The 16000-nt window shown below is 58.4% G+C and carries 17 protein-coding genes and 6 tRNA genes; 6 read left to right on the top strand and 17 right to left on the bottom strand.

Annotated features, from left to right (window positions below; all coding sequences use genetic code 11):
• Window positions 1-12: 12 nt before the first annotated feature.
• The 12 genes from BUA41_RS08355 to BUA41_RS08300 all read right to left on the bottom strand — a co-directional run bounded on the left by BUA41_RS08355 (window position 13) and on the right by BUA41_RS08300 (window position 8986).
• On the bottom strand, window positions 13-384 hold the full coding sequence (locus tag BUA41_RS08355) for an ASCH domain-containing protein (protein ID WP_072821685.1): 372 nt from the start codon (window positions 382-384) through the stop codon (window positions 13-15).
• Window positions 362-1417, bottom strand: a complete 1056-nt coding sequence (locus BUA41_RS08350) for an N-acetyltransferase (protein WP_072821683.1) — start codon at window positions 1415-1417, stop codon at window positions 362-364. Before BUA41_RS08350 ends, BUA41_RS08355 begins: the two co-directional genes overlap by 23 nt.
• A gap of 153 nt (window positions 1418-1570) precedes the next feature.
• Window positions 1571-2224 carry an SOS response-associated peptidase gene (locus BUA41_RS08345; RefSeq protein WP_072821681.1) on the bottom strand — a complete coding sequence of 218 codons (654 nt, stop codon included), beginning with the start codon at window positions 2222-2224 and terminating at the stop codon, window positions 1571-1573.
• 105 nt (window positions 2225-2329) lie between these two features.
• The gene (locus tag BUA41_RS08340; RefSeq protein ID WP_217652787.1) at window positions 2330-2851 is read right to left on the bottom strand and encodes a hypothetical protein; all 522 of its coding nucleotides are present in this window, start codon (window positions 2849-2851) and stop codon (window positions 2330-2332) included.
• Window positions 2848-3888 (bottom strand): hypothetical protein, encoded by a 1041-nt coding sequence (locus tag BUA41_RS18925; protein WP_139249088.1) that lies wholly within the window; start codon window positions 3886-3888, stop codon window positions 2848-2850. The genes BUA41_RS08340 and BUA41_RS18925 overlap by 4 nt, the downstream gene beginning before the upstream one ends.
• 633 nt (window positions 3889-4521) lie before the next feature.
• Window positions 4522-4609, bottom strand: a tRNA-Ser gene (locus tag BUA41_RS08330).
• 93 nt (window positions 4610-4702) lie between these two features.
• Window positions 4703-5218, bottom strand: coding sequence for a YiiD C-terminal domain-containing protein (locus BUA41_RS08325; RefSeq protein ID WP_072821677.1), 516 nt, complete (start codon window positions 5216-5218; stop codon window positions 4703-4705).
• Window positions 5219-5220: 2 nt separating this feature from the next.
• A complete protein-coding gene (locus tag BUA41_RS08320; RefSeq protein WP_072821675.1) occupies window positions 5221-5781 on the bottom strand; it encodes a nitroreductase family protein in 561 nt (186 codons plus the stop codon).
• Window positions 5782-5845: 64 nt separating this feature from the next.
• The gene (gene queF, locus BUA41_RS08315) at window positions 5846-6682 is read right to left on the bottom strand and encodes an NADPH-dependent 7-cyano-7-deazaguanine reductase QueF (RefSeq protein ID WP_072821673.1); all 837 of its coding nucleotides are present in this window, start codon (window positions 6680-6682) and stop codon (window positions 5846-5848) included.
• A gap of 66 nt (window positions 6683-6748) precedes the next feature.
• Window positions 6749-7522, bottom strand: a complete 774-nt coding sequence (locus BUA41_RS08310) for an ABC transporter permease (RefSeq protein WP_072821671.1) — start codon at window positions 7520-7522, stop codon at window positions 6749-6751.
• Window positions 7519-8481, bottom strand: coding sequence for an ABC transporter ATP-binding protein (locus tag BUA41_RS08305; protein WP_072821669.1), 963 nt, complete (start codon window positions 8479-8481; stop codon window positions 7519-7521). Before BUA41_RS08305 ends, BUA41_RS08310 begins: the two co-directional genes overlap by 4 nt.
• 76 nt (window positions 8482-8557) lie before the next feature.
• The gene (locus BUA41_RS08300; protein ID WP_084671299.1) at window positions 8558-8986 is read right to left on the bottom strand and encodes a MarR family transcriptional regulator; all 429 of its coding nucleotides are present in this window, start codon (window positions 8984-8986) and stop codon (window positions 8558-8560) included.
• A 76-nt stretch (window positions 8987-9062) separates the two neighbouring features.
• Here BUA41_RS08300 and BUA41_RS08295 point away from each other — a divergent pair, with 76 nt between their 5' ends.
• Window positions 9063-9623 carry a Yip1 family protein gene (locus BUA41_RS08295; RefSeq protein ID WP_072821667.1) on the top strand — a complete coding sequence of 187 codons (561 nt, stop codon included), beginning with the start codon at window positions 9063-9065 and terminating at the stop codon, window positions 9621-9623.
• Window positions 9624-9666: 43 nt separating this feature from the next.
• Here BUA41_RS08295 and BUA41_RS08290 read toward each other — a convergent pair.
• From BUA41_RS08290 to BUA41_RS08270, 5 genes are all read right to left on the bottom strand, one after another.
• Window positions 9667-9742 (bottom strand) — tRNA-Glu (locus BUA41_RS08290).
• A 104-nt stretch (window positions 9743-9846) separates the two neighbouring features.
• Window positions 9847-9921, bottom strand: a tRNA-Gly gene (locus BUA41_RS08285).
• Window positions 9922-9960: 39 nt separating this feature from the next.
• Window positions 9961-10036 (bottom strand) — tRNA-Glu (locus BUA41_RS08280).
• Window positions 10037-10048: 12 nt separating this feature from the next.
• A tRNA-Gly gene (locus BUA41_RS08275) sits at window positions 10049-10123 on the bottom strand.
• A 35-nt stretch (window positions 10124-10158) separates the two neighbouring features.
• A tRNA-Glu gene (locus tag BUA41_RS08270) sits at window positions 10159-10234 on the bottom strand.
• Window positions 10235-10390: 156 nt separating this feature from the next.
• Here BUA41_RS08270 and msrB point away from each other — a divergent pair.
• The 5 genes from msrB to BUA41_RS08245 all read left to right on the top strand — a co-directional run bounded on the left by msrB (window position 10391) and on the right by BUA41_RS08245 (window position 15985).
• Window positions 10391-10792 (top strand): peptide-methionine (R)-S-oxide reductase MsrB, encoded by a 402-nt coding sequence (gene msrB, locus BUA41_RS08265; protein WP_072821665.1) that lies wholly within the window; start codon window positions 10391-10393, stop codon window positions 10790-10792.
• 78 nt (window positions 10793-10870) lie between these two features.
• Entirely contained in the window at window positions 10871-11809 is a 939-nt protein-coding gene (gene ylqF, locus BUA41_RS08260; RefSeq protein ID WP_072821663.1) for a ribosome biogenesis GTPase YlqF, read from the top strand.
• 97 nt (window positions 11810-11906) lie between these two features.
• Window positions 11907-13139: a pyridoxal phosphate-dependent aminotransferase gene (locus tag BUA41_RS08255; RefSeq protein ID WP_072821661.1), complete on the top strand. Its 1233-nt coding sequence runs from the start codon at window positions 11907-11909 to the stop codon at window positions 13137-13139.
• Between the two features lie 123 nt (window positions 13140-13262).
• A complete protein-coding gene (gene htpX, locus BUA41_RS08250; protein WP_072821659.1) occupies window positions 13263-14162 on the top strand; it encodes a protease HtpX in 900 nt (299 codons plus the stop codon).
• Between the two features lie 212 nt (window positions 14163-14374).
• Window positions 14375-15985: a BCCT family transporter gene (locus tag BUA41_RS08245; RefSeq protein ID WP_072821887.1), complete on the top strand. Its 1611-nt coding sequence runs from the start codon at window positions 14375-14377 to the stop codon at window positions 15983-15985.
• Window positions 15986-16000: the final 15 nt, after the last annotated feature.

The following is a 16000-nucleotide window of genomic DNA, read 5'->3' as shown; positions in this document are numbered from 1 at the left end:
AGCAAGCTTGGATCAGAGATAACGATACGACTGAGGCGCCACCCCGTTAGGGATCACCTCGTTCAATGCGCAAGGCGTGTCATAGCGACGAGGGTTTTTGACCTTGATAGCAAACCCTTTGTCTTTGCCAGAAAAGTAGGAACGGAAGAAATTGTGGCTGATACCGGCATTTTCTTTCGTTTCTTTCCAGAGCTTCCGTGGTTCCATGGCAAGGACGCCATCCACATCGAACTCGCCCACAACTTTGCCCACGGGCATAGTAGCATAGATCACTACCTTTTCAACACCTTCACGTTTGAAGATCGATTTACGAAACTCAAAATGCTTACTGCCATCCAAAATTGACTCAGCATATTCAGGCTTAATTGACAATAAGACTTTCATTAACACCACCTTCAAGAAGAATGCTTCTTGCAACTTCAGCGTCGAGAGAAACAACACCCCAGTAAATATTTTCAGGAATCTGATGATTGTCAATCAAACTCCCCCTGGTGATCCTCCTTTTCATAGCCACATTATAGCTGAATCTGACGATAAAAGGATACCTTTTTGTAGCATAAAGATTCTTCAATTCGTCTTCATCAAAAACGCTATAGGGGTTGCAATATCGACGAAACTCATCATAGCCAGAGAACTCATGTATATTCTTAATTTCCTCGACCACGCCCGCAGAAGTCACGACGGAGCGATACCTCGCTGGACCACGCTGGTCGGACGTCCGGTACATAAGAAGTACGTCACCTGGACGAAACTGCGTAATATCTCGCATTGCTGCAAGATAAACTTTGTGAATACTATTCGAGTGAGATATATCCTTCACGACATCGAAGCTTTCATTATTCAGAATCGAGTCGGGAAGCATCCGGGTGTGATACTCAGGATGGATGGCTAGTAGAAAGCAGCGCCCATGCCTCATATCCAGCATCGGATAATTCTGGAGAGGAGTCGGATGCTCTAGGGATGTTCGCTTTAGAAAAACGCGCTCAACACCATTGTGACTCGGCTTTTCACCATAGTCATCAAACCCATAGCGCTGCAGAAGATTAATCAACCCATCATGCTTCTCGAACACCGTGACGTATATCTCGGCAAGTCCATTCTCAACGGCATGATCAAATATCTTTTTCACGAACCTCTCGCCAAGCCGCGTGCCATGCGCATTGATCTTAAAGGTGCCAACCTTAAGCCTGGGCGAGGCAGGCAAAGCAGGATTGATATCATCAACCGCTTCATCCTCTCTCTTCAAATAGAGAAAGCCATCGATCATCCCTGAATCGTTATAGAAAACATAAGCGGAGTGCCCTTGTGCCGCCTTTCGAGCGAACCAGTCGGAAAATTCCGAGTAGTCTTGCTTCAGCGAATCAAAGAAGGGGTCAGAAAAGTTAATCTCTGCGAATGGTTGAAAGTACATGCTCATGCCAACAGCCCTGTCGTAGATGATGTGCGCTTTGCTAATAATTTTGTAACAGGGTCATCCTGTGTCGAATGATCCTTAGCCCCAACCTTATAATGTCTTTCACTGGAAGGGAATGCCTACAACAGTCAAGCGGCTATATAAGGTAAGGCGATACTATGCAGGAACGATCAGGCTCGCGTTGTCGTTGCCCGGCCGATTGACCCGCGTGCTCACGGGCCAGTGGGTGATCCGCTCGGCGGGCAGATGATGGGCGACATGACGGATCGTCTCGCGATCGGTCAGGTGGGGATCAATCCAGGGTTCGAGGCTATCCGCGTCCAGTGCCAGCGGCATGCGCGAGTGGATCTCCGCCGCCACCCCGCGAGCCGGCTCGGTGAGGATCGCGCAGCCGGGCTTGCCGTCTGGCCGCTCGCTCCAAATGCCCGCCAGCCAGATCGGCTTGCGATCCCCGCGGCACAGGAAATGCGGCTGCTTCCTGCCATCAACCGGCAGCCACTCGTACCAGCCATCCGCCGGCACCAGACAGCGGTGATGGGCGAACGCCCCGCGGAAGTAGTTGGAGGTAGCCACCTTCTCGATAGTGGCGTTGATGGGCTCGGGCGCCTTGTCCTTCGCCCAGTGCGGCCGGTAGCCCCACCACACCTCATCCATCACCAGCGGCGTGTCATCGCTGGGATGGCGCACCGCGGTGATCCAGGCGCCCGGCGCCACGTTATAGCGCGGAGTAAGCTCCTCAGGCTCCAACGGCAAGCGGAGGGCCTGGGAGAGCTTGGGATAGGGGCTATAGAGAGCGAAGCGGCCGCACATTTAGAATTCCTAAATCTGCTGATTTCCATATGGGAGCATAAGTACTTTATTTACCTAAAGAATCAAAACCCAAAATGCCTTTCATTTTATTCAAAGACAAGCTTCTTATTTTTTCTTTTTATTAGAAAGATATGCGGCTGCATTTGCGTCATCTAAAGCTTGTTGATCTGATGCATTCTTTAGCAGAAGCGCTGGTATCAGAGTAACCAATACCGTCCAAATCTGCCAGAATGTCAAAGTAATCAAGATTCCATAAGAAGCTTTCCTCATAAGAACCTTGTGCTGAAGAAAAAAGTCTATCTCTTTAACGATTGGCGCCAGAACACCAATAAACAAAACCGCACACAAAATAACAGTAGAGTGAACGATAGGCGAAAACAACTTATCAATACCTTCACCAACTTTCACTTTTTCGCCAAAGGGCTCCTTAATAATCCCTTTCATTCTTTCCGGGTATATTATCGCAAACCAAGCACCTACAACTGCAAAAATAATAGCCGCTGTAGTTCTCAAAGACTCAAAAAGAGGCCATTGCTCAGAAAAAGGAATGCCTCCCCCTAAGCACCAGCCTGCATACCCTCCTGAGGCAAGAAGAAACAAAGCTATAACTCTCAGCCAAATATTCACTTTATAAGCCTCAGGATATACTGTGACTTTTTATTCAACTCTTGAATAAGACTATTGGAATCGATAACCTCGGCATTTTGCCTACTCACATCAAGATCAAAGCCATCTCTAGCTATTGAACCGCTCAGCCAATAGATTTTATTCATCTCACCCTTGATTTTAAACCCATAATCATCCCACTGGACCTTGCTATTAGAGTTACTCTTTTCCCAGTCCTTGATAAGCGCCTCGAGTTCTTGGCGCGTCAAATCAATTGGCATCTGATAGTTAACATTTATACCACTAGCAGGCAACTTGGAAGAAATATTTATCCCCCTACGGAAAGCATCCATCATTCTCTGAAGCAACTGCTTATCGGCAGTATTCTTCATTTCAAGATTAGTCTTTCTGACGACCTGCTCAATCATAGCATGGTTATCAAGAATATGATCGGTATTTCCTGGCTTTCTAAACAAGCTTGACGAAAACTTTGGATGTAGATTCAGATGCTTATCAGACAGGTGACCAGCGTAACCTTTAGACTCAAATGTGCCGTCAGCCTTTAGATTAAAAACCACATGCTTTGAGAAAGGATCAATAAAGCTTTTTACATACTTTTCCATAACTTTATGCCCAGTTGTAGAGTGATCAAACTGAACACAGGCAAATACTCTTTCTGAAGGGATAAACCAGAAATACGTTGCAAATCCTGGTATAGTCCCTTTCTTAGTACCATTCATTGTAACGCTTGCCGAACCCACGCTTGAGTTGGGATCAACAGAAGGGACAGATCCTTGCTGAGTAGGCGTCTGATTCCAAAGAGTCAAAAGGTAGTTATTACCAGCTTTTTTGATATCCAGCAAAAGCGAAGGTAAGAGATCATTACCTTTAGGAACTTGATAAGTGGCCGTTTGAGCGACCCCCTTCCCTGACGACCATGAAAGGAGGTCATCCAAAATGTCAACAGTATCACCTAGGAATGGAGTATGATCTCCCCATTTGTACAACCCACAAGAATCAACTTTATAGAAAGTTAGAGTAGCCTTTTCGAGTGCCATATCTTCCCTGAACGCCTAAAATTTATAACTTTTTACAAACAAACATATCGGAACGAGACAAAGGATTTTCCAGCGTATTGAACTAAGTTATCCGCCCAATCCGAATCTCACACCGCCTCAAGATCTCCATGTCCTTCATGTCCTGCGGCTTGATCCATTCCTTCTCGTAGCGCAGGTTGTCGCTGATCAGCAGCCAGGCGCCGCAGGCCACACGCTGCCCGCGCTTGATAAGCCTCTCGCCATGCACGAGCAGAGGAACGCCTACGTGGGGCAGATCGCGACTGCAACTCGTCCTCTTGTCCGAGACACCAACACCAGTCCCACTGTGTCAGCTGCGTGGGTGTATCCGAAGAGAAAGCTAGAAACGCTATGTCACCACTCCCAAGCTCATGGCTGCTCACAACACTTAGGACGACAGTACCGAAAGGCTGAACGGCTGTCATGCCTGAATTAGGAAATGGCTACCCAGATGAAGCATGGCGGCAGGAAGAGCGACAGCACGAGGAGAAAGACCGTTCAAGGACGTCTTGAAGGAGCCTATGGAAGCCAGGTGCTAGGTGTGGGTCAAAGTGTGGGTCAAAAAGATACAGACAAAGAAAAAGCCGCTGAAATCAGCGGCTTAATCAATATTCGTGGCGGAGGGGGAGGGATTCGAACCCTCGAAGCCTTTCGACTTACACACTTTCCAGGCGTGCTCCTTCGACCACTCGGACACCCCTCCGCATTTTGGTTCCTTCGCGAGCGTTTTCCGCTCCTTGAGAACGGCGCACATGGTAGCGAGCTAAACCCGCGATTGCAAGCCGCTTTTTCGGGTTCAGGCCGATGGCGGCGCTGGAAGAACGGCATAGTCGCCTTCGGCTTCCAGGCACAAGGTGTCGTTGGCATAGAGGCGCTGCACCAGGACAATCCGCCCTTTTCCCTTCGTGTCCAGGCGTTCCTGCAGGCCCCTGGGGCCCTCGGCGTCCCGGGGCAGGCATTCCAGGCGATAATCGGCGGTCACCGGGGCGAGGAAGCGCTGGCTGGCGGTGGCCACGACCACGTCCTGCAACAGGCCACGGGAGCGCAACCACAGCGTCGTCCAGCACCAGCCAATGAGGGTGGCCTGGGCGGTCAGCGAGCCGCCGAAGCCGGTGCCCTTGTCGTTGAGGTTGGGTTCGAGTTCCAGGTTCCAGACCAGTGCATCGCCCTGCCAGGCCATGCCGTTCAGCCCCAGTTGGCGCACCAAGGGGATGGCCTCCCCCAGCCAACGCTGAAACACGGCGAGATCGTCGCCCTGCCCCGCTGCAGGTAGCGGCAAACGTGGGTGTGGTACACCGGCCTTGCGCACCATGGTCAATCCCAGCGCTCGACGAAGTCATCGGGGTCACGCTCGGGCAGCGGCTTGTTGCGACCCCCGGGCTGGCCGAGGTAGAGAAAGCCGACGATCTGGTCGTGCTCGGCGAGCCCGAGGCCCTGGCGCACCGTCGTGTCGAAGGCATAGCCGCCGCTGCGCCACATGCCGCCAAGGCCCAGCGCCTGGGCGGCGAGCAGAATGCCATGGGCGGCACAGCCGGCCGAGATGATCTGCTCGATAGGCGGCACCTTGGGAAAATCCGGCGTGACCTTGGCAATCACGGCGATGATCATGGGCGCACGGCGGACCTTCTTGCGCGCCGCGTCCATGGTGCCGTCATCGGTGTGGGGGTTGGCCTGGTACTCGGCCTTGGCGAACAGCTCGCCCAGCCGATCGAGACCCTCGCCGGAAAACTCGATGAAGCGCCAGGGCGTGAGCTGCTTGTGATCCGGAGCACGCAGTGCGGCGCGGTAGAGCGCATCGAGCTGCTGGCGATCCGGCGGCGGCCCTGTCAGCTTGCCCATCGAGTTGCGCTCGTGCAGCAGCGTCATCGCATCCATGGCGTCTCCCTTAGACTAGACGAGAATATTTCTCAGCTCTTGCAAACGACTTTAACGCAGGTCGTCACTGCCTTGCCAGCCGCAACGGCTGCGGTGGGCGCTCGCCGGGCGTGGCACGCCAGGGGCTGATATCCAGGCCACCGCGACGCACGTAACGTGCCAGCACCAGCAACCGCTCGGGCCGCACCCGCGCCATCAGGTCGGTGAAGATATGCTCGACGCAGTGCTCGTGGAAGTCCTGATGCTGGCGGTAGGAAACAAGGTACCTGAGCAAGCCCTCACGATCGATCCTCGGGCCGCGATAGCGGATCAGCACGCTGCCCCAATCCGGCTGGCCGGTGACCGGGCAATTGGACTTGAGCAAATGTGAGTGCAGGCTCTCTTCGACGATCGCGTCGCCGGTGACCAATAGCTCGGGTCGAGGCGTGTAGTCGCGGATCTCGACATCCAGGCCGTCGATGCACTCCCCCGGCAGGCGGCGCGGCATCAGCGTCTCATCGTCGACTCCCAGAAGCGTGACCTCGACGTCCGCCCCGGCGGCGTGGGACAGATCGCGAACCAGCGCCTCCCGCACCTCGTCGCGACCGGGGAAATGGCTGTGGTTGAAGCTGTTGAGATAGAGCTTCCAGGACTTCGACTCGATCAGGTTCGGTGAACTCGCCGGCAGGCGAAAGCGCGCCACGGCGACGATCGGCTTGCCCTTGGGGTCGAGCCAGGAAAGCTCGAAGGCATGCCATTCGTCCTCGCCCTCGAACGGCAGATCGGCATCGTCGATGCCCAGCGGCGCCCGATTGGCGGCCCGGGCGATGGGGTACAAAAGCGTCGGGTCGTAGCGCTCCGGGTAGGCGGACTCGCGCCCCAGGGGTGCGTCACGCAACGTATCGGGTCGATCGGTGTTCATGGATTCCTTGTTCATTTTCGGGGCAGAAAGGCGCCGGACAAAGCGGGCGAAGTGTTCGCCCGGGCATCAGCTGCGGATGCCCTTGCCGCGCTTCAACATCCACAACGCCATCACGAAGAACACGACGATGAAGGCCGCGATGGCCAGCAGTGCCCCGCCGACCGGGATGTCGGAGACCCCGAGGATGCCATAGCGGAAGGCGTTGACCATGTAGAGGATGGGATTGGCCATCGACACACCCTGCCAGAATTCCGGCAGCATGTTGATCGAATAGAACACGCCACCCAGATAGGTCAGCGGCGTGAGCACGAAGATCGGCACGATGGAGATGTCGTCGAACTTGTTGGCGAGCAGCGCGTTGATGAAGCCGCCGATGGCAAACAGCGCTGCGGTCATGGTCACCACGCCCAGGGTCACCAGGGGGTGGTGGATCGTCATCTCGGTGAAGAAGAACGACACCCCGGTGACGATCAGGCCAACACCCAGGCCTCGGGCCATGCCGCCCAGCACGAAGCCGGCCAGGATGACCCAGTTGGGCATCGGCGAGACCATCATCTCCTCGACGCTGCGCTGGAACTTGTTGGAGAAGAACGACGAGGCGACGTTGGAGTAGCTGTTGGTGATCACCGCCATCATGATCAGCCCGGGCACGATATAGGCCATGTAGCTGATGCCATCCATCTCACCGATACGCGAGCCGATCAGATTGCCGAAGATGATGAAGTACATGGTCATGGTGATGGACGGCGGCAGCAGCGTCTGCGGCCAGATGCGCGTGAAGCGTCGCACTTCCTTGACCACCAGGGTCCACAGCGACACCAGAATCTGGCGAGGATTCACGACTGCACCTCCGCTTTCGCCGCTTCCCGGACCCGGGCGTTGTCGCCCTCGACCATGGAGACGAACAGCTCCTCGAGCCGATTGGCGCGATTGCGCATCGAGACCACGTTGACGCCCTGTTCAGAGAGCTGCATGAAGGCGTCGTTGAGGCGCTGCCCTTTCCTGACCGATAGCGTCAACTGGGCGCTTTCCACCTGCCCTACCTCGAAACCCTCAAGCATGGGCGCCTGCTCGATCGGTTCGGCCAGATCGAGCACGAAGGTTTCCGTGTCGAGCTCGGTAAGCAGGCTGCGCACCGAGGTGTTCTTGACGATCTCGCCATTGTTGATGATGGCGATATTGCGGCACAGGCTCTCGGCTTCCTCGAGATAATGGGTCGTGAGGATGATCGTCGTGCCTTCCTCGCGGTTGATACGGCGCATGTACTCCCACATGCTGCGGCGCAGTTCGATGTCCACGCCGGCGGTGGGCTCGTCGAGGATCAGCAGGCGGGGGCCGTGAATCAACGCGCGAGCGATCATCAGGCGGCGCTTCATCCCGCCGGAGAGCATGCGCGCCGGGCCGTTGCGCTTGTCCCACAGGCCCAGGTCCTTCAGCAGCTGATTGCAGCGCGGCTTGGCTTCGCGCAGCGGCATGCCGTAGTAGCCTGCCTGGGCCAGGATGATGTCCTCGACCTTCTCGAACTGGGAAAAATTGAATTCCTGGGGCACCACGCCCAGATGGTACTTGGCCCGGGCGAAGTCCCGGTCGATGTCGATGCCATAGATCGACACCTTGCCTGCGGTCTTCTGGACCAGAGAACAGACCACGCCCAGGGTGGTGGACTTGCCGGCGCCGTTGGGGCCCAGCAAGGCAAAGAAATCGCCCTCGGGCACGTCCAGATCGATGCCCTTCAAGGCATGGAAGCCGTTGCCATAGACCTTGGTCAGCCCACGAATGGACAGTGCCGGTTCGGCCATGGGGAAAATCCCTGTCGCATGATGATTGGACGGTGAGCCTGATAACATCAGGGCATAGTGACAAAATTCAAGGTTCTTATGGATTCGGCCAGCCCGGTAACTGGAATTCATCTTGTAGAAGGTGCAGCTCCGGCTGGTGCAGTTCGGCGATATGCTCGGCGAGGCGGGCCCCCTTGGGCAACAGGTGCACCTCGATGCGGCGACGATCCCCCTGCCCCTGGCGCCGCTCCACCAGCTCGGCCTCCTCGCAGCGATCGATCAGCGCCACGGCGCCGTGATGCTTGGCCTGCAGGCGCTCCGCCAGTTCGCCCACCGTGGCCCATTCACGCCCGGCGAAGCCTCTCAGGTGCAACAGCAACTGGTATTGCAGCGGTGTCAGCCCGCTGGCTCGACAGATGTCCTCGCTCTGGCGCAGGAAGCAGCGCAGTCGGTAACGGAAGTGCGAGAGACGCTCGAAATCATCCTTGGCCAATGAGGGCCGGGTCGCAGGGATAGCCGAAGACATGCTGTGCTCCTTGACAGGTGACGTGGGCCGGTCTAGACATATCATATTATGATACAAAAATCGATCGAGGTGACTCATGACGCCTGCAACCTTCTTCCAGCTACCCTTTTCATCCACTCATGGCTGGGCGGAGTTGTCGAAGCGACAACCTTCCGTGACTCGATTGGTACTGTTTCTCGTACTGCCGATGTCGTTCATTCCACCCCTCATGCTCTATTATGCCGGCACCCATTATGGCGACGCCTTTCTGGCAGGTTTCGGCGACAAGCAGTGGCGCTTCATCACGACGATCTTCTTTCTCGCGGAACTGCTGACCTTTGCGGTGATGGGCTGGCTCATCTATGAGGTCACCAACACCGGCAAGCAGGCCATCAGTATCCATGACGCCTACCTGCTGGCAGCCCTGGCCCCTATCCCGTTATGGCTCTCGGCCCTGGCCCTGCTGATACCCAGCCTGACCTTCAACGTCATCGTGGCCCTGGTGGCGCTGGGGATATCCTGCAGTCTCGTCTACCACGGTTTGCAAGGGCTGGCACGCAAGCAGGAAGAGATGGAAACCCTGTCGGCCACCTACACGATCATGGCCGCCAGCGTGCTGGCGTGGGGATTGCTGATCGCGATCGCCTGGGCGTACTAGATGCACGCTTCTGAAACAGAGAGGCAGGGGCACGAAGAAGAAGTGGCGTCCCATAGGGGGTTCGAACCCCTGTTACCGCCGTGAAAGGGCGGTGTCCTGGACCACTAGACGAATGGGACGCATGGAAGACATGGAGCGGGAAACGAGATTCGACCGGGTGGCGCTCCACCGGGCTGGCGCCCCAGCTCGCGACCCTCGCTTGCCTTTCTTTGCCGCTGACGCATGGAGCGGGAAACGAGATTCGAACTCGCGACCCTCGCCTTGGCAAGGCGATGCTCTACCACTGAGCTATTCCCGCAAAATTGTGCACGCTACTGCGAAACCGCAGGATCGGAAGTGGCGTCCCGTAGGGGGTTCGAACCCCTGTTACCGCCGTGAAAGGGCGGTGTCCTAGGCCACTAGACGAACGGGACACATGGAAGGCATGGAGCGGGAAACGAGATTCGAACTCGCGACCCTCGCCTTGGCAAGGCGATGCTCTACCACTGAGCTATTCCCGCACTGCTTCCACCGATCCGGCGCCTCGAGAAGGAAGTGGCGTCCCATAGGGGGTTCGAACCCCTGTTACCGCCGTGAAAGGGCGGTGTCCTGGACCACTAGACGAATGGGACGCATGCCTGCCTCGTCGAGGTGGCGCGTATATTAATTAGCGGGATGATGGGTGTCAAGCGTGACTCGGCCGGCAAAAATGCCGCTGGAAAATCACCCCGTTCTCGTTGTCTCATGGCGGTGTGCCAAGGACCTGACAGGCAAACGGGAGAATCCCAATGGGCAACAAGATCCAGAAAGACGACGCACAATGGCGCGAACAGCTCAGCCCGGAGCAATACCGTGTCACAAGGCAAAAAGGTACCGAACCCCCGTTCAGCGGTGATCACCGGGTGAGCGACGAGCACGGCATCTATCATTGCGTGTGCTGTGGTGCGGCGCTGTTCGAGAACGAGCACAAGTTCGATTCAGGATGCGGCTGGCCAAGCTTCGACCGGCCGCTGGCCAAGTCGGCCATTGAGGAGCATTACGACGACTCCCATGCCATGCGCCGCATCGAAGTGGTCTGCTCGCGCTGCGATGCCCACCTCGGGCATGTCTTCCCCGATGGTCCCCGGGAGACCACCGGGCTGCGCTACTGCATCAACTCCGTGGCGCTGGATTTCCACGCTGGGGAATAGCCTTGCCGCCGATCACACCCGGGCGCCGATCTGCTAGGATAGGCGCCCGTCTTCTCATGCGCTGCTCAAGGGTCTGATATGCTCGGCTGGTACCCAGGACACATGAACAAGGCGCGCCGCCAGATCAAGGAAGCGCTGCCCGAGATCGACGTGGTGCTCGAGGTGCTCGATGCCCGCCTGCCCTACTCCAGCGCCAACCCCATGCTCGCCGAGCTCACCGAGCACAAGCCGGTACTCAAGATCCTTTCCCGGGCCGATCTGGCCGATCCCGCACGTACCGACGAATGGGTCACCCACTTCGATGCCCAGGAAGCGACCCGCGCCCTGGCCGTGACCACCACCAATGCCCGCGAGCTCAAGCGCATCCCCAAGCTGTGTCACGAACTGGCCGGCCGGGTACGTGCCGACCGCGATGTGCGGGTCATGGTCATGGGCATTCCCAATGTCGGCAAATCGACGTTGATCAACGGCCTGGCCGGGCGCAAGATCGCCAAGACCGGCAACGAACCGGCAGTCACCAAGCGCCAGCAGAAGATCCGGATCGACGGGCGCATCGCCCTGACCGACACGCCGGGCGTGCTATGGCCGAAGATCGAGGACCAGGCCAGCGCCTACCGTCTGGCCGCCAGCGGGGCAATTCGCGATACGGCAATCGACTACCTCGACGTGGCGATGGTCACCGCCGCGGAGCTTGCCAGACGCTACCCCGACGAGCTGACGGCGCGTTTCAAGCTCAAGACGCTGCCGCCCTATAGCCCCGCCTCTCAGTCAGCCGAGGTGGATGTCGACAGCCCGCGACATGCCGACCTGCTAGCCCTGGCCGGCTTCGATGGCCAGGCCATCGTCAAGGAGATCGCCAGCAAGCGCGGCGGTCTGCGTCCGGGCGGCGAGATCGACCTGCATCGTGGCGCCGAGGTGCTGCTGCACGAGTTGCGCGACGGCAAGCTCGGTCGCCTGACCCTGGAAACCCCCGCGGACATTCCCGCCCCCCGCCTGGAGGAAGCCGCAGCGGAATAGGCGCGGTCTCGTGCCCAGTTGGTGCTTTGGCGACATCGCCGCATCGAGTATGCTGTGTCTGCCCCGCGCCCTGTTTAAAGTCGCCAATGGAACCTTCATGCCTACCCCAACCCGCCTCAGGAAATCGCAAAAGCTCGACAACGTCTGCTACGACATCCGCGGCCCGGTTCTCGAGCATGCCCAACGGCTCGAGGACGAGGGCCAGCGCATCTTGAAACTGAACATCGGCAATCCCGCGCCGTTCGGTTTCGAGGCCCCCGAAGAGATCCTCCAGGACGTGATGCGCAACCTGGCCACCTCCCAGGGCTACTGCGATTCCAAGGGGCTCTATTCGGCGCGCAAGGCGATCATGCAGGAGTGCCAGCGCAAGGGCATTCCCGGAATCGGCATCGAGGACATCTACATCGGCAATGGCGTCTCGGAACTGATCGTGATGGCCATGCAGGCACTGCTCAACGATGGTGACGAGGTGCTGATCCCGGCCCCAGACTACCCGCTATGGACCGCGGCGGCCAACCTCTCGGGCGGACGGCCGGTGCACTACCTGTGCGACGAGCAGGCCGGCTGGACACCGGACATCGCCGACATCCGCGACAAGGTGACCAGCCACACCCGCGCCCTGGTGCTGATCAACCCCAACAACCCCACCGGGGCCGTCTACCCGCCGGAGGTGATCAAGGAGCTGTTGGCGACCGCCCGAGAGCATGACCTGGTGGTGTTTTCCGACGAGATCTACGACAAGATCCTCTATGACGAAGTCGAGCATGTCTCCACCGGCGCCCTGGCCGAGGAAGATCAACTGGTGGTGACCCTCAACGGCCTGTCGAAGAGCTACCGCTGCGCCGGCTTTCGTTCCGGCTGGATGATCCTCTCGGGCAATATCGCCAAACAGCAGGCCAGGGACTTCATCCAGGGCATCAACATGCTCGCCTCGATGCGCCTGTGCGCCAACGTGCCGGCCCAGCACGCCATCCAGACGGCACTCGGGGGGTATCAGTCGATCAACGACCTGATCCTGCCTGGCGGGCGCCTGCGGGCCCAGCGCGACATCACCCATGAGAAGCTCAACGCCATCCCCGGGGTGTCCTGCGTCAAGGCCGAGGGCGCCCTCTACGCCTTTCCGCGACTCGATCCCAAGGTATTCAACATCCACGACGATGAAAGGCTGGTGCTCGATCTCCTGTTGCAGGAAAAGATCCTGCTGGTACAGGGCACTGCCTTCAACTGGCCCTCCCCCGATCACGTGCGCATCGTCACCCTGCCCTGGGCGGATCAGCTCGAGGACGCCCTGGATCGCTTCGCCCGCTTCCTGTCTCGCTATCGCCAATGAATTCGCTCACTGGTGAGGCGAGGCTTGAAACTCGGTACGCCGGGACGCATCTAAGTGGCCAATAAGAAATTGAATTCCCTGCTTCTTGACGACCTGATTTCAGAAAAACGAGGGTAGCAAACCATGTTGCGCATCATCCTGTTTCTGGCCACCAACCTGGCGGTAATCCTGGTGGCGAGCATTACCCTGCGCCTGCTCGGCGTGGAGCCTTACCTGAATGCCAACGGGCTGAACATGAACAGCCTGCTGATCTTCTGCTTCGTGTTCGGCATGGCCGGCTCGCTGGTGTCGCTGTTCATCTCCAAGTGGATGGCCAAGAAGAGCACCGGCACCCAGGTCATCGACACGCCGCGCAACGACACCGAGAGATGGCTGCTCGACACCGTTGCCGAACTCGCCCAGCAGGCCGGCATCAAGATGCCCGAGGTCGGCATCTTCCCGGCCCAGCAGTCCAACGCCTTCGCCACCGGCTGGAACAAGAACGATGCGCTGGTCGCGGTTTCCGCGGGCCTGCTCAACCGCATGCGTCCCGAGGAAGTGCGCGCGGTACTAGCCCACGAGATCGGCCACGTCGCCAACGGCGACATGGTCACCCTGGCACTCATCCAGGGGGTGCTCAACACCTTCGTCATGTTCTTCGCCCGGGTCGTCGCGCAGGTGGTGGATAGCTTCCTGCGTCGCGACGACAGCGGCGGGCTGGGCTTCATGGGCTATTTCGCGGTGGTGATCGTTGCCGAGATCGTCTTCGGCCTGATCGCCTCGGTGATCGTCGCCTGGTTCTCGCGCTTCCGCGAGTACCGCGCTGACGCCGCCGGCGCCACACTGGCCGGCAGCGGTGCGATGATCAACGCCCTGGCACGACTCAAGGCCGAGACCCAGATGCCGGACCAGATGCCCGACACGCTGACCGCCTTTGCCATCACCACCGGCCAGAGCCGCAAGATCATGGAGCGCCTGTTCGCCAGCCACCCGCCGCTGGACGACCGTATCCGCGCCCTGAAGGAGTCCGCCTACCGCCAGTAGGCGCCGCGGTTCCAGCCCCACCTTCCGACTCCGGCCTCGTGCCGGAGTTTTTTTCGATGCGTCAGGCCAGGACATGACGCGTCTCGACGCGATGACTTTCCACTTCTATGGTTACTTCAAGCGTCCAGGCGTATGCGCTGAAGGCGAACCATTCGATACCACGCCGCGAGAAGACAGGGGTTGGTTGTCGACAAGGACAGGTGAAGACGATGATGGAAGCACTCGCGCGAAAGCTCAGACTTAGAACCGATCCGACCATTTTCTTCGTCTCGGCGGGCATCATGGTGGTCTTTCTCATCACGTTGCTCGTGATCCCCGAAACCATCGAACAAGCCTTTGGCGCCGGACGCACCTGGATCGTCACCAACCTCGGCTGGTTCTTCATCTTCGGGGTCACCAGCTGGGTGATCTTTCTACTGTGGGTGGCGATGAGTCGCTACGGGGCGATCCGCCTGGGGGGCAACAACGCCACGCCGGACTACGGTAACGTCTCCTGGTTCACCATGCTGTTCGCCGGGGGCATCGGCACCGTCTTGATGTTCTGGGGCGTGGCCGAGCCGATCTCTCACTTCTCCACGCCCCCCCATCCGGACGTCGAACCCTATACCGTGGAAGCCGCCGACGACGCCATCGGTTTCGCGATCTACCATCTGGGGCTGCATACCTGGGCGATCTTCACCCTGCCGGGGCTGGCGTTTGCCTATTTCATCTATCGCTATGACCTGCCGATGCGCTACAGCTCGGTGTTCTATCCGCTGATCGGCGATCGCATCTACGGACCCATCGGCAAGACGCTGGACGTATTTGCCGTCCTCGGCACGCTGTTCGGCGTCGCCGTGTCCATCGGCCTGGGCACCCAGCAGATCAACGCCGGCTTGAGTGAACTGTTCGGTATCCCGAATGCCGTCACCCCCAAGGTCATCATCATCATCATTCTTACCACCGTCGCTGTAAGTTCGATCGTGGCCGGCCTGGATGCGGGCATCAAGCGGCTGTCCAACATCAACATCGGCATGGCCGTGGGCCTGATGCTCTTCGTGCTGTTCACCGGCTCCACCGTGTTCCTGCTGCGCGCCGTGGTCGAGACCTTCGGCCTCTATATCTCCAACCTCGTGCCGATGGCGTTCTGGAACGACACCTTGGCCCAGTATACCCAGGAAGAAGGCGGCTGGGGCTGGCAGGGCAACTGGACCGTCTTCTACTGGGCCTGGACCGTGACCTGGTCACCCTTCATTGGCATCTTCGTGGCGCGCATCTCCCGGGGTCGCACCATTCGCGAATTCGTCCTCGGGGTGCTGTTCGCCCCCTCGATCTTCACGCTGATCTGGTTCTCCATCTTCGGCTGGTCGGCAATGCAGATCGATGGCATCGGCGAGGATACGCGGGCCGCCCTCGGCGAGCAGGCCGGCGTGCTGTCCGCGGCCGTCCAGGACAGCATCCCGCTGGCGATGTTCGCCTTCTTCGAGCACTTCCCCTTCGCGACCATCGTGCAAGGCCTGGCGGTGCTCATCGTGGCGATCTTCTTCGCCACCTCGTCGGACTCGGCGTCCCTGGTCGTCGACATGCTGTGCACCGGCACCCCGGACCCCGGACCCGTGCACCAACGACTGTTCTGGGGGATCTCCGAAGGGGTGCTGGCCGCCATGCTGATCGTGCTCGCGGGTGAAACCGGCCTGCTCGCCCTGCAACAGGTCATCACGGTGATCGGCCTGCCGATCTTCATTCTCGCGTTTATCATGATGATCGCCCTGTTCCGTGGCCTGACCCATGAACATATCAACAAGATCACGGTGGGAGAGCCGCCCAAGACCGAGGAGCTTTAAGGTCGGGGAAGAACA

Origin of the sequence: Modicisalibacter ilicicola DSM 19980 (genome assembly GCF_900128925.1) — a bacterium.
GTDB lineage: Bacteria > Pseudomonadota > Gammaproteobacteria > Pseudomonadales > Halomonadaceae > Modicisalibacter > Modicisalibacter ilicicola.
Note: the sequence above shows the minus strand (reverse complement) of the source record. Positions and strands in the feature narration are given on the sequence as shown.